The 12,269-nt window shown below is 71.3% G+C and carries 12 protein-coding genes; 8 read left to right on the top strand and 4 right to left on the bottom strand.

From position 1 onward, the window contains the following. The first annotated feature begins 213 nt into the window (after positions 1 to 213). Entirely contained in the window at positions 214 to 921 is a 708-nt protein-coding gene (locus ACIBQ6_RS24335; RefSeq protein ID WP_358291867.1) for a GntR family transcriptional regulator, read from the top strand. Here ACIBQ6_RS24335 and ACIBQ6_RS24330 read toward each other — a convergent pair. Then, positions 905 to 1,192, bottom strand: a complete 288-nt coding sequence (locus tag ACIBQ6_RS24330; RefSeq protein WP_397214615.1) for a hypothetical protein — start codon at positions 1,190 to 1,192, stop codon at positions 905 to 907. The two genes, ACIBQ6_RS24335 and ACIBQ6_RS24330, sit on opposite strands and share 17 nt — an antisense overlap. An 81-nt stretch (positions 1,193 to 1,273) precedes the next feature. On the opposite strand from ACIBQ6_RS24330, the gene ACIBQ6_RS24325 reads away from it, so the two are divergent. From ACIBQ6_RS24325 to ACIBQ6_RS24300, 6 genes are all read left to right on the top strand, one after another. Then, positions 1,274 to 3,784, top strand: coding sequence for a DNA translocase FtsK (locus ACIBQ6_RS24325; RefSeq protein ID WP_397214613.1), 2,511 nt, complete (start codon positions 1,274 to 1,276; stop codon positions 3,782 to 3,784). Positions 3,785 to 3,861: 77 nt separating this feature from the next. Next, entirely contained in the window at positions 3,862 to 4,626 is a 765-nt protein-coding gene (locus ACIBQ6_RS24320; RefSeq protein WP_358291873.1) for a helix-turn-helix domain-containing protein, read from the top strand. A gap of 58 nt (positions 4,627 to 4,684) precedes the next feature. After that, a complete protein-coding gene (gene rimO, locus ACIBQ6_RS24315; protein WP_352323163.1) occupies positions 4,685 to 6,094 on the top strand; it encodes a 30S ribosomal protein S12 methylthiotransferase RimO in 1,410 nt (469 codons plus the stop codon). Next, complete coding sequence (pgsA, locus tag ACIBQ6_RS24310; RefSeq protein WP_357985696.1) at positions 6,091 to 6,663, top strand: CDP-diacylglycerol--glycerol-3-phosphate 3-phosphatidyltransferase; 573 nt, start codon at positions 6,091 to 6,093, stop codon at positions 6,661 to 6,663. Before rimO ends, pgsA begins: the two co-directional genes overlap by 4 nt. 8 nt (positions 6,664 to 6,671) lie before the next feature. Then, complete coding sequence (locus ACIBQ6_RS24305; RefSeq protein WP_397214611.1) at positions 6,672 to 7,163, top strand: CinA family protein; 492 nt, start codon at positions 6,672 to 6,674, stop codon at positions 7,161 to 7,163. A gap of 286 nt (positions 7,164 to 7,449) precedes the next feature. Then, positions 7,450 to 7,806 carry a helix-turn-helix transcriptional regulator gene (locus ACIBQ6_RS24300; RefSeq protein WP_352323171.1) on the top strand — a complete coding sequence of 119 codons (357 nt, stop codon included), beginning with the start codon at positions 7,450 to 7,452 and terminating at the stop codon, positions 7,804 to 7,806. On the opposite strand, the gene ACIBQ6_RS24295 is transcribed toward ACIBQ6_RS24300, so the two are convergent. The 3 genes from ACIBQ6_RS24295 to ACIBQ6_RS24285 form a co-directional block, all read right to left on the bottom strand. Then, positions 7,803 to 8,582 carry a DNA-formamidopyrimidine glycosylase family protein gene (locus ACIBQ6_RS24295; protein WP_397214609.1) on the bottom strand — a complete coding sequence of 260 codons (780 nt, stop codon included), beginning with the start codon at positions 8,580 to 8,582 and terminating at the stop codon, positions 7,803 to 7,805. The genes ACIBQ6_RS24300 and ACIBQ6_RS24295 overlap by 4 nt on opposite strands. Positions 8,583 to 8,666: 84 nt before the next feature. Next, positions 8,667 to 9,116, bottom strand: a complete 450-nt coding sequence (locus ACIBQ6_RS24290) for an Rrf2 family transcriptional regulator (protein ID WP_358291879.1) — start codon at positions 9,114 to 9,116, stop codon at positions 8,667 to 8,669. Positions 9,117 to 9,124: 8 nt separating this feature from the next. Further along, on the bottom strand, positions 9,125 to 10,996 hold the full coding sequence (locus tag ACIBQ6_RS24285; RefSeq protein WP_397214607.1) for an endonuclease/exonuclease/phosphatase family protein: 1,872 nt from the start codon (positions 10,994 to 10,996) through the stop codon (positions 9,125 to 9,127). Positions 10,997 to 11,085: 89 nt separating this feature from the next. On the opposite strand from ACIBQ6_RS24285, the gene ACIBQ6_RS24280 reads away from it, so the two are divergent. Next, positions 11,086 to 12,267 carry an ROK family transcriptional regulator gene (locus ACIBQ6_RS24280; protein WP_352352797.1) on the top strand — a complete coding sequence of 394 codons (1,182 nt, stop codon included), beginning with the start codon at positions 11,086 to 11,088 and terminating at the stop codon, positions 12,265 to 12,267. Positions 12,268 to 12,269: the final 2 nt, after the last annotated feature.

Here is a 12,269-nt window from a genome sequence, read left to right as displayed (position 1 = left end):
TGCGTCCTAGAACATCACTCGTTGTGGCAGTTCGGTCACAGTCAGAGTGTCAGATGGGTGCCGTTGATACCTCCGGTTGTGAAGAAGGTGCTCCCGGCCGCGCGCTCGTCGGGCGGCACCTGGGTCACCATGCCGCCGAGGATCCAGGGGCGGCGGAAAGGCTGCCCGCATGTGGCCGGAGGATGAACCCCGCGGCGCCTTTAAGGTGTTCACGTGCCACGACAAGCCCGCTACCGGGAGATCGCCCAAGCCCTCGGCAGGTCCATCGAATCGGGCGAGCTGGCGCCGGGCGAGCGCCTGCCGACCGAGGACGCGCTGGCCGAGCGCTACGGCGTCCACCGGCTGACCGCCCGCCAGGCGATGGTGGAGCTGCGCAAGGCCGGCCTGGTCGAGACCCGGCAGGGGCTCGGGAGCTTCGTCAGGCGGGCGCCGCGCCGGATCGAGGTCTCCGTCGACCCCGAGACGCGTCGGCACCGCCCTTCGGACATCGCGGGCATGGCGGGCGTGTTCGGCGGCGGCGAGCGGGTCGTGGAGCGCGCGGAGGCGGCGCATCCGGTGGCGGCCGGTCACCTGCGGCTGCCCGGCGGCGTCGTGCACGAGATCACCACCCTGCTCCGCAACGCCGAGCGGCCCTGCGTGCTCAGCCGCTACCGCCTGGCCCCCGAGCTGGCCGGGCTGCGCCTCGACGCCAGGGCGGGCGTGCTCGCCGCGCTGGAGGCCGCCGGGCACGCCTACCGCTACGCCTGGCACGCCATCTCGGCCGAGCCCGCCGACCTGCACGACCAGAGCATGCTGGAGATGCAGGCGGGCGAGGCGGTGCTGGTGCGGGAGGGGCTGCTCACGCACGACGGGCAGCCCCTGTGTCACGTCGAGCGGCGCTGCCGCGGCGACATGATCTCGTTCGTCACCCGATATGACTGAGCAGGACCTCGGTGTCCGGCCCGTGGACCGGCGGCGCGGCCGGCAGCGGCACGAGCGTGGCGAGCGCCCCTGAGGGGCCGAGGTCCACGCGGGCGAACGCCTGCAGCGGCAGCGCCCGCGCGGCCTCCCCGACCGCCTCCGCCGGCAGCCGGTACGAGGCCGCCGAGCCGTACAGCGGCCCCTCGGGCACGACGTGGACGTCGGTGAGATGGATCAGCGGGTACGTCATGACGGCGGACGACGCACGACGCCACTGAACGTGATCAGCCATCTATATGAATACAGTAGGACATTTCGGGCGCACGGCGCGTCTCCGCGCGTGCGACGCCGTCTCCGACGTACCTTTGGCATCATGGCCACCCGTACGCCGAAAAGCGCATCGAAGGGGCCGGCGAAGCGGTCGACCTCGCCTCGATCGACCCCCGCGAAGCGGCCGGCCACGGCGGCGGGGCGACCGAGGGCGAAGGCCGCGAGCTCCGGCCGCAAGTCCTCCGTGACCCATCCCGACCCGATCAGCTGGGTCTTCACGATGATCGGCAAGCTGATCGTCGGGCTGTGGATGCTGCTCGCCAACGGCATCGGCAGCACCGCCCGCGCGCTCGGCAAGAACGCCCGCGAGCTCGACCCCGCACACCGGCGCGACGGCGTGGGCCTGTCGGTGCTGGCCGGCGCGATCGTGCTGGCCTCGATGACCTGGCGCAACCCCGAGGGCACGGTCTCCGGCGTCGTGAACACCGTCGTGCACGCCGTGTTCGGCTCGCTGGCCTGGGCGCTGCCGCTGCTGCTCGGCCTGCTGGCCTGGCGCTACCTGCGCCACCCCGACCAGAACGCCGACACCGGCCGCATGGTCATCGGGTGGAGCGCGCTCATGGTCGGCGTGCTCGGCGTCATCCACGTGGCCAACGACACCCCCTACCCGGCGGGCCAGGGGCAGGGCATGGACAAGGTGTCGGCCGCCGGCGGCATGATCGGGTTCATCGTGTCGGCGCCGCCGATGAGCATCCTGCCGTCCTGGATCACGATCCCGCTGCTGCTGCTCCTGTCCGGGTTCGGCGTGCTGGTGATCACCGCCACGCCCGTCCACCGCATCCCCGAGCGGCTGTCGGAGCTGCGGCACATGTTGTTCGAGCGGCACGCCGAGCCGCTCGCGCCGCGCGAGCCCGCCAAGCGCCGGCCGCGGTCCAAGAAGGCGGAAGGCGAGGGCGCCGAGACGGTCAAGCCGTACGACACCCCGGTCATCGCCGAGAAGGACAAGCTGGCCGACCACTCGCCGGAGATCGTGCCGGGGCTCGTCGACGGGCCCGCGGACGAGGAGCCGTCCGTGCCCGAGCGCAGGCCGGAGCCGCCGGAGCCCACGCCCGCGCCGCGCAAGGTCGAGCAGCTCGTGCTGTCGCCGCAGGCGGGGCCGTACAGCCTGCCCGACCTGCAGTTCCTCAAGCCAGGCACCGCGCCCAAGCCGCAGACCAAGGCCAACACGACCGTGGTCAACGCGCTGACCAGCGTGCTGGAGCAGTTCTCCATCGACGCGCAGGTGATCGGCTTCACCCGCGGCCCGACGGTCACCCGCTACGAGATCGAGCTGGGCCCGGCGGTCAAGGTGGAGAAGGTCACCGCCCTCACCAAGAACATCGCCTACGCCGTCAAGTCGGCCGACGTCCGGATCCTGTCTCCCATCCCCGGCAAGTCGGCGATCGGCGTCGAGATCCCCAACGCCGACAAGGACCTGGTCGCGCTCGGCGACGTGCTGCGCTCCCAGGTGGCCCAGGCCGACCACCACCCGATGATCGTGGGCCTGGGCAAGGACGTCGAGGGACGGACCATCGTCGCCAACCTCGCCAAGATGCCCCACCTGCTCATCGCGGGCGCGACCGGCGCCGGCAAGTCGGTCTGCGTCAACGGCCTCATCACCAGCATCCTCATGCGCTCCACCCCCGACGAGGTGCGCATGGTGCTGGTCGACCCCAAGCGCGTCGAGCTCAGCGTCTACGAGGGCATCCCGCACCTCATCACGCCCATCATCACCAACCCGAAGAAGGCCGCGGAGGCCCTGGAATGGGTCGTGGGCGAGATGGACCGCCGCTACGACGACCTGGCCGCCAGCGGGTTCCGGCACGTCGACGAGTTCAACAAGGCCGTGCGCGCGGGCAAGCTCGTGCCGCCGCCGGGCAGCGAGCGGGTCTACCAGCCCTACCCGTACCTGCTGGTGATCGTGGACGAGCTGGCCGACCTCATGATGGTGGCCCCGCGCGACGTCGAGGACTCGATCGTGCGCATCACGCAGCTCGCCCGCGCGGCCGGCATCCACCTGGTGATCGCCACCCAGCGGCCCTCGGTCGACGTCGTCACCGGCCTGATCAAGGCCAACGTGCCGTCCAGGCTGGCCTTCGCGGTGTCGTCGCTGACCGACTCGCGGGTCATCCTCGACCAGCCGGGCGCCGACAAGCTGGTCGGCCAGGGTGACGCGCTGTTCCTGCCGATGGGCGCGAGCAAGCCCATCCGGATCCAGAACGCGTTCGTCTCGGAGAAGGAGATCGCCGAGATCGTCACGCACTGCAAGGAGCAGATGCAGGTCGAGTACCGCGACGACGTGGCCGCCGCGCCGGTCAAGCGGGAGATCGACGAGGAGATCGGCGACGACCTCGACCTGCTGATCCAGGCCGCCGAGCTGATCGTGACCACCCAGTTCGGCTCGACCTCGATGTTGCAGCGCAAGCTGCGGGTCGGCTTCGCCAAGGCCGGACGGCTGATGGACCTGCTGGAGAGCCGCAACGTGGTGGGCCCCAGCGAAGGCTCCAAGGCCCGAGAAGTGCTGGTGAAACCGGACGATCTGCCCGGCCTGCTGGCCGACCTGCGTGGCGAATGACCCCAATGCACGGTTCCACGGCGATAACTGATTGAATATGAACCACTACGCACTGTCGTGGTGGGGAGGCGTTCGCTGTGCAGGAACAGAGCATCGGGGCCATGCTGGCAGCGGCCAGGCAGGCGGCGGGATTGACGGTCGCGCAGGTCAGCGCGGCGACCCGGATCAGAGAAACGATCATCAACCGGATCGAGCAGGAAGACTACGAACAGTGCGGGGGCGGGTTCTACGCCCGCGGTCACGTCAAGGCCATAGCCAAGGTCGTCGGGCTCGATCCCGAGGCCACGGTCCACCTGTTCGACCAGCAACACGGCGGGGCGCCGCAGCCCGTCCGCGCCGCCGCCGTGTTCCAGGCCGACCGCACGCTCGCCCTGCGCGAACGCCGGGGGCCCAACTGGACGATGGCGCTCGGCGTGGCGCTGGCCGTCGTGGTGGTGTTCGGCACGGTGCGCGTGCTCGGCGGCGCGAGCGACCAGGTGCGCACCGCCGACGTGCACGCCATCACGCCCAAGCCCAGCGTGCCGCCGAACACGCCCATCACCGAGGGGCCCAGGGCCGCGGCGGGCAAGGGCAAAGCGGGCAAAGGCATGGTCACCCTGAAGATCGAGGCCAGGCGTACGTCGTACGTGAACGTGCGCGACGGTCAGGGCCGGATGCTCTTCGCCGGGATGTTGAAGGCCGGAGACAGCTCGACCTGGCGGGCCGCCGAGAAGGTCAGCCTGCTCCTCGGTGACGCCGGAGCGGTGTCCTTGCAGGTCAACGGCAAGAAGGTGGACAAACTCGGGGGCCGGGGCGAGATGGTGACCCGCTCGTTCGGCCTCGACGCGTCGCCTCCGCGGTAGTCCGGCGGGGAGGCCGTGCATCAGGTGGTGGCCAACTCCCGATACCGTAGTGTTCACCATGTCATCCCGCCGAACCGCATCGCTGATCACCCTGGGCTGCGCGCGCAACGAGGTCGACTCCGAGGAGCTGGCCGCGCGACTAGAGGCTGCCGGCTGGCAGCTGGGCGACGACGACCCCGACGTCGTCGTCGTCAACACGTGTGGCTTCATTGACTCGGCCAAGAAAGACTCCATCGACACGCTGCTCGCCGCCGCCGACTCCGGGGCGAAGGTGGTGGCCGCGGGTTGCATGGCCGAGCGCTACGGCAACGAGCTGGCCGAGGCACTGCCCGAGGCGAGCGCCGTCATCTCCTTCGACGACTACACCGAGATCGGCGGCCGGCTCGACGACGTGCTGGCCGGGCGTCCGCTCAAGCCGCACACGCCGCGCGACCGCCGCACGCTGCTGCCCATCTCGCCGGTCGAGCGCGGCAGCGCGCCCAAGACCGGCATCCCGGGCCACGGCGAGCTGCCCGACGGGCTCGCGCCCGCCAGCGGCCCGCGCGTGCTGCGCAAACGCCTCGACGAGAGCCCGGTCGCCTCGCTCAAGCTGGCCTCCGGCTGCGACCGGCGCTGCACGTTCTGCGCCATCCCGGCCTTCCGCGGGGCCTACGTCTCGCGCAACCCCGACGAGCTGCTCGCCGAGGCCGACTGGCTGGCTCATCGCGGCGTGCGCGAGCTCGTCCTGGTCTCGGAGAACTCCACCTCCTACGGCAAGGACCTGGGCGACCTGCGGGCGCTGGAGAAGCTGCTGCCGCAGCTGGCCGCCGTGCCGGGCATCGACCGGGTGCGGGTCAGCTACCTGCAGCCCGCCGAGCTGCGGCCGGGGCTGATCGACGTCATCACCGCCACCGAGGGCGTGGCCGACTACTTCGACCTGTCCTTCCAGCACGCCAGCGGCGGCGTCCTGCGCCGGATGCGCCGCTTCGGCGACCCCGAGCGTTTCCTCGGCCTCCTGGAGAGCGTGCGCAAGGGCGCTCCCGAGGCGGGCGTGCGCTCCAACTTCATCGTGGGCTTCCCTGGCGAGACCGAGGAGGAGTTCGGCGAGCTGGTCGGCTTCCTGGAGCAGGCCAGGCTCGACGTGATCGGCGTGTTCGGCTACTCCGACGAAGACGGCACGGAGGCTGCCAACCTGCCGGGCAAGCTCGACCAGGAGGTCATCGACGAGCGCGTGCGCGTGCTCACCGAGCTGGCGGAGGAACTGACCGCCCAACGCGCGGAGGAGCGCATCGGCACGGAGGTCGACGTGCTCATCGACGACGACCTGGGAGACGGCGGCTACGAGGGCCGGGCCGCCCACCAGGGCCCGGAGGTCGACGGCTCGGTGACGGTCCAGGGCATCGGCCTGGTCAAGGGACAGATCGTGCGCGCGGTCGTGGTCGACGCCGAGGGGGTTGACCTGATCGCGCGCATCAAGGCCAGTCCATGACCAGGGACGAGCGCCGCGTGGTGAGCCCGTGGAACATCGCCAACGTCCTCACGGTCCTCCGGTTGGCGCTCGTCCCCTTCTTCGTCGCATGCCTGTTCCTGCCCGGCACCGGCTGGCGGCTGGCCGCCCTGGGGGTGTTCGGGGTCGCCTCGATCACCGACCATCTCGACGGCGAGCTGGCCCGCCGCTACGGGCTGATCACCGATTTCGGCAAGATCGCCGACCCGATCGCCGACAAGGCGCTCACCGGGGCGGCGCTGGTGTGCCTGTCGATCCTCGACGAGCTGCCGTGGTGGGTCACGATCGTGATCCTGGGCCGCGAGCTGGGCATCACCCTGCTCCGGCTGGTCCTGCTGCGGCACGCGGTCATCCCGGCCAGCTACGGCGGCAAGGTCAAGACCGTGCTGCAGATCGCCGCCATCGTGCTCTACATCCTGCCGGGGGTGCCCGACCCGCTGCGATGGGTGGTGATGGGCGCGGCCCTGGTCGTGACCGTCGCGACGGGCGTCGACTATCTCGTACGGGCGGTCAAGCTGCGCCAGGTGGCCAGACGGGCGCGTGGGGAGTGATCTGAGCGATGGCGGACGTGGCCGAGGTCGTGGCCCTCCTGGTGCGGCAGGACGCCACCGTGGCGGTGGCCGAGTCGCTGACCGGCGGGCTCATCGGGGCCGCGTTCACGTCGGTCCCTGGGGCGTCCAAGGCGTTCCGGGGCGGGGTGATCTCCTACGCCACCGCTCTCAAGCGCGATCTGCTGGGCGTGCCCGGCGAGCTGCTGAGCCGCGAGGGGGCCGTGCATCCCGAGGTGGCCGCGGCGATGGCCGAAGGGGTCGCCCGGGTGTGCGGGGCGGCGTACGGGCTGGCCGTGACGGGTGTGGCCGGCCCAGAACCCCAGGACGGAAAGCCCGTGGGCCTGGTGTACGCCGCGGTCCACGGCCCGGGCGGGGAGAACCTGGTGCGTGCGTTGAGCCTTGAGGGGTCGCGCGAACGTATCCGGGTAAGGACGGTGCACGAGGCAGTCGATCTCCTCGCAGGTGTGCTGAAGGCCAACAAAGGGGAACATTCCGGATGATTACCGTGTTACGTCCCGAGCGAACATGCGAAGCACGGTCTGACGCGGTGTCGGTGGATACGGGTACGGTGGAGCTGTGAGTGAGGTCCGTGAGCCAACTGCAAGCACCGAGCGCCCGGCAGGCGGGCCTGATGAGTCGCGCGACCAGGCACGAGCGGCAGACCCGGGGAGGCGACGCCCCATGATGACGGCGAGGAGTATGTACGAAGCCAAGAAGACCAATGTGCGGCACGATCCGATCGCGCGGGGCGTGGTGAAGACATCCACGCCGGGGAGGGAGCGACAGATGATTCTGCTGCGTCAGCTGCTCGGTGACGTGCTGAGGCGGTTGCGGGTGCGTCAGGGGCGCACGCTACGCGAGGTGTCCACGCTGGCGCGTGTCTCGCTCGGTTACCTTTCCGAGGTCGAGCGTGGCCAGAAGGAAGCCTCGTCCGAGCTGCTCGCGTCCATTTGCGGTGCCCTCGGTGTGCCGCTCTCGCAGGTGTTGCGTGAGGTTTCCGACCAGTTCGCGCTGGCGGAGCTGCAGGCCGCGCCTGTTCTGGCCGACATGCCCGAGCACGAGCGCCTGCCCCTTGCCGAGACGGTTCCCGGTTCGATCGGCGACACTGTCTTCCCCGAGGTCAAGGACATGGTGGCGGCCTAACGCGGCTGGCAGCCACCACACCACAGGATCAGCCTTTCCTGTGGCTGTGCCCCCATCTCCCCGCGGCTGATGCGCGTGCCGCATCGGCGACAGGGTCTCCCTGCCCTGCCGTAGACCCAGGTCTGGTTCGCCGGGCGGCGATCACCTGTGGTCACCGTGCCGCCATGTCCCTTGTTGGCCTCCAGCAGCCGGTGGGCCAGCGTGACGAGCCCTTCGAGATCCTCGATCTCCCCGACCTTCCGCCACGGCCAGATCCCGCGCAGGAACAGGGTCTCGGCGCGATAGATCGTGCCGATCCCCGCCAGGTTGCGCTGATCGAGCAGCGCTTCGCCGATCGTCCTGTCCGGTGCCGCTCGTAGCCTTCGCACGGCCTCGCCCGGATCCCAGTCCGCGCCCAGCAGGTCCGGCCCCAGGTGCCCCACCAGGCGCTTCTCGTCGGCGGTCGTGACCAGGTCGACCATGCCGAGCTTGATCCCCACCGCCTGCCACTCCTCGTTGGCCAGGATCAGCCGCACCTGGTCGCCGCCGGCCGTGCGCCGGCCCGCGGGCATGACCCGCCAGCTTCCGTCCATGCGCAGGTGGGTGTGCACGGTCAGGCCGCCTTCGACCCGGGTCAGCAGATGTTTGCCCCTGGAGACGGTGGTGAGCACCGCACGGCCTCTCAGGTCCGCGGTGGCGTGCCGCGGGACGCGGAAGTCCGACCTGGTCAGCACGCGGCCGTCGAGCGCGCCGCGCAGGCGTGCCGCGGTGCGGTAGACGGCGTCTCCCTCGGGCATCCCTCCAGTCTAGGTACCCGTCTCCCGGCCGGGACGGCGGCCATGGGCCCGAGGGCGCCCGCCGCCAGGCCCGGCCGGGAGGCGTCAGTCCCAGGCGGCGGGGTCGGCGGCGAGCTGGCGGACGCGCTCGGGAAGGCTGCCCGAGGCGACCTGTTCGAGCGTGACCTCCTCCAGGATGGCCCGCTCGGTGGCGCGCAACGCGATCCACACCTGCTGCAACGACTCGGCCGGACCCCGGTAGCCGACGTGCTCGGGACGCTCGCCCCGCACGTTGGCCAGCGGCCCGTCGACGGCCCTGATCACGTCGGCGAGCGAGATGTTCGCGGCGGGCCGGGCCAGCACGTAGCCGCCCTCGGGGCCCCGCTGGCCGCGCACCAGGCCGGCACGGCGCATCTGGAGCAGGATGTTCTCCAGGTATTTGGGAGGCATGTCCTGTTCCTTGGCGAGCTCACCCACGGTAGTCGGACCCGCGCCGGCTGCGGCGAGTTCAGCGGCGGCACGGAGGGCGTAGTCGACACGAGCGGAAAGGCGCATGTTCTCGATTATCCCTCCTGGTCAACACTGGTTAGGCGCAAGGTCGTCAGAACGGGCAGGTGATCCGAATACGGCAACCGCGGCGCCTGCGCAGAAACCGCGGTCAATCCCTTGGTGAGCAGCACGTGGTCGATGCGCTCCTTGGGGTCGTCGGCGGGCGAGGTCGGCGGGTCCCCGAACGCGGTCAGCGGGTCGCTCAGCCCGGCCGCCTTCAGCACCTCCATGGCCGGATCGATGGGCCGCGTGTTGAGGTCGCCGGCCAGGACCACCGGTCGCCTCACCTGCTCCCCGGCTCCGGCCGCGCTGTGCCCGGCCTCGTCGGCGTCCCGGCCGGCGGCCAGGGCGCGGGCGATCGCGGCGACCTCGGGCGCCTGGCCCTCGGGAGCCTGCAGATGGGTGTTGACGATGCCCACCTCCCTGCCGCCGACCTCCAGGACGACCGTCTGGGCCTGCGCCCCCGTCGGGTAGTCGTGGGAGCCCAGCGGGTGGGAGTGCACCTGCTTGACCGGGAGGTTGGTGAGCAGCGCGTCGCCCCACACCTGGTCGGCGGCGGGCGCGAAGTGGTAGCGCATGCCGAGGCGGCGGGCGATCCTGGCCAGGTCGTCGTGGCCGCCGTTGAGCAGCCAGCCGCGGTCCACCTCGCTGAGCAGCACGACGTCGGGCTTCTGGGCGGCGGCCCACGCGCCGATCTTGTCGAGCGACAGGCGGCCGTCCAGGCCGTAGCCCATGCGGATGTTGTAGGCGATCAGGGTGAAGGTGTCGCCCTGCTTGGCCCGTACGGGCGGCGCGGACGGCGTCCCGAGCGTGACGAGCCCCACCAGCAGCACGGCGACCGCCGGCGGCAGCCAGCTGAGGCGGACCGGCCCGGCTGGCGGCGGCGAGTGCCGGACCAGAGCCGTGATCACGCTGAGGGCGGCCACCAGCACCGCCACCGCCACGAGGATCTGGCCGTTGGGGAAGCCGAGGTTCATGTCATAGGCCGCGTAGTAGACGAACAGCCCGACGAAGAAGACCAGCCCGCCCCCGAGCACGGCCACGCCAGGACGTCGCCCGGCGGGATAGTCGGGCCGCGCGGTTCCGGCGAGCAGGGCGCCGAGCCAGCCGATCAGCAGCACGGCGACGTAGGGCGCCGACAGGGTGAAGAGCACCGTGAAGGCCACCAGCAGGACGCCGATCATGAGATCGAAGACCGGCGACAGCGGCGGGCGGGCGGCCTGCACAACGGCCATGACCAGGACGGCGGCGAGCAGGCCGGTGCCCACCAGCATCTGCCACAGGTCGGTCGGGCTCTGTTCCGGCTTGGCCCAGCCCGTGGCGGCGACGCCGGTCAGCAGCATCGCCGGGCCGAGCAGGAACCACGTCAGCGCGGGCGCGCGGTCCACCTCGGCGACCGGCGGGCGGAGGAGGCTCAGGAAGGCGGCGCAGACGCAGAGCACCGCCAGCCACGGGACCAGGCCGTCGCGCCAGACCAGGTCCACGCCGTCCAGCAGCAGGTGGACGACCAGCGACAGGCTCAGTCCGCCCATGACGCCGACCGGGACCGCCCGGCGCGGGACGGTGTGGGCGCAGCCGTACAGGAACACCAGGCCCGCGGTGACGCCGGCGGAGGCGACGTAGAGCTGGCTCACGCCCGCCTGCAGCAGGATCCTGGTGAGGACCAGCGCCGCGGCGCCGCCGAGCAGAGCGTGGCGCGGCTTGGCTAACAGCGCCAGGAAAGGCAGGATGAACCAGGCGGCGGCGTAGAGGCCCATCAGCTCCGGCGGCGTCTCGCCCGCCCGGCCGAACAGGGTGATCAACGACGGGAGGAAGACTCTCAACACGTCCAGCAGCAGCACGAGGCCCAGCGCGAGCATGATCGCCGGGCCGCGGGGGATTGTCATGAGGCATCCTCGTGTTCGGCTCCGATGATATGCAAGAGCTGGGACGCTAAACTTCCAACAACCTTTTCGAATTGACGGTGGGAATCAGCGTGGAGCGTCGTCCTGGTGTGCCCAGACTTCTCCGGGAGATCAACGATCGGGCCGCACTGGAGCTGTTGCTGGCCACCGGCCCCATGACGAGGGGGCAGATCGGCGACCTGACCGGTCTGTCCAAGGTCACCGCCTCCCAGACGCTCGCGCGGCTGGAGGAGCGCGGCCTGGTCGAGGTGGTGGGCGCGCAGGCGGGCGGCAGGGGGCCGAACGCGGCGCTCTACTCGGTCATCCCCTCCAGCGCGTACGTGGCCGGTCTGGAGGTCGGGCCCGAGCTCATCTCCACCGCCGTCGCCGACATCCACGGCCGCACCATCGCCGAGGTCACCGTCGATCCCGGCGGCCACGACGACCCGGTGGCCGCCGTGCACGGCGCGATCGTCAAGGCGTGCCGCAGCGCGAAGGTCAGCCTGGCCAAGCTGCGCGGCGTGGTGATCGGCACCCCGGGCGTGGTCGATCCGCGCAGCGGCGACGTGCGCTTCTCCTTCGACCTGCCGGGCTGGCACGAGGGCATCCACGAGGCGCTCGCCGGCGACCTGCGGCGCGAGGTGACGATCGAGAACGACGTGAACCTGGCCGCCATCGCCGAGTACGCCGACGGCGCGGCCAAGGGCGTCGACGACTTCGTGCTGGTGTGGGCGAGCCGGGGCCTCGGCATGGCCGTCATGCTGGGCGGCAAGCTCCACCGGGGGCGTTCGGGCAGCGCGGGGGAGATCGGCTATCTGCCGGTGCCCGGCGTGCCGCTGCCGGAGGACATCCGCACCAAGCCGGGCCGGCTGCCGTCGCTGGCGGGCGGCCTGCAGTCGCTGGTGAGCGCCGAGGCGGTGGCCGAGCTGGCCCGCGGCTACGGTTTCACGGCCGAGAGCGCCGGCGAGTGCGTCGAGGTCGCGGTGGCGGCCGGGTCCCGCGGTGAGCCGATGCTCGACGAGATCGCCCACCGGCTGGCGCTGGGCGTGGCGGCGGTCTGCGTGATCCTCGACCCGGGGCTGGTCGTGCTGGCCGGGGAGGTGGGCCACGCCGGGGGATCCGCGCTGACCTCCAGGGTGGAGGAGGCCGTGGCGCGGATCTGCCCGGTGCGGCCGCAGGTGGTCACCACGGCGGTCGCCCACGCCAACCCGGTGCTGCGCGGCGCGGTGCTGGCCGCCCTGGACCAGGCGCGCGAAGAGCTCCTCACGCCCTGATC

The sequence above is a fragment of the Nonomuraea sp. NPDC049655 genome (assembly GCF_044465465.1).
In the GTDB taxonomy this organism is placed as follows: domain Bacteria; phylum Actinomycetota; class Actinomycetes; order Streptosporangiales; family Streptosporangiaceae; genus Nonomuraea.
This window is presented reverse-complemented; position numbering and strand designations above follow the sequence as displayed.

What these genes read in the sequence shown, in the direction of transcription:
- ACIBQ6_RS24330 (WP_397214615.1), bottom strand. Translation starts at nt 1,192, where the DNA reads ATGGCTGATCACGTTCAGTGGCGTCGTGCGTCGTCCGCCGTCATGACG.
- ACIBQ6_RS24325 (WP_397214613.1), top strand. Translation starts at nt 1,274, where the DNA reads ATGGCCACCCGTACGCCGAAAAGCGCATCGAAGGGGCCGGCGAAGCGG.
- rimO (WP_352323163.1), top strand. Translation starts at nt 4,685, where the DNA reads ATGTCATCCCGCCGAACCGCATCGCTGATCACCCTGGGCTGCGCGCGC.
- pgsA (WP_357985696.1), top strand. Translation starts at nt 6,091, where the DNA reads ATGACCAGGGACGAGCGCCGCGTGGTGAGCCCGTGGAACATCGCCAAC.
- ACIBQ6_RS24305 (WP_397214611.1), top strand. Translation starts at nt 6,672, where the DNA reads ATGGCGGACGTGGCCGAGGTCGTGGCCCTCCTGGTGCGGCAGGACGCC.
- ACIBQ6_RS24300 (WP_352323171.1), top strand. Translation starts at nt 7,450, where the DNA reads ATGATTCTGCTGCGTCAGCTGCTCGGTGACGTGCTGAGGCGGTTGCGG.
- ACIBQ6_RS24295 (WP_397214609.1), bottom strand. Translation starts at nt 8,582, where the DNA reads ATGCCCGAGGGAGACGCCGTCTACCGCACCGCGGCACGCCTGCGCGGC.
- ACIBQ6_RS24290 (WP_358291879.1), bottom strand. Translation starts at nt 9,116, where the DNA reads ATGCGCCTTTCCGCTCGTGTCGACTACGCCCTCCGTGCCGCCGCTGAA.
- ACIBQ6_RS24285 (WP_397214607.1), bottom strand. Translation starts at nt 10,996, where the DNA reads ATGACAATCCCCCGCGGCCCGGCGATCATGCTCGCGCTGGGCCTCGTG.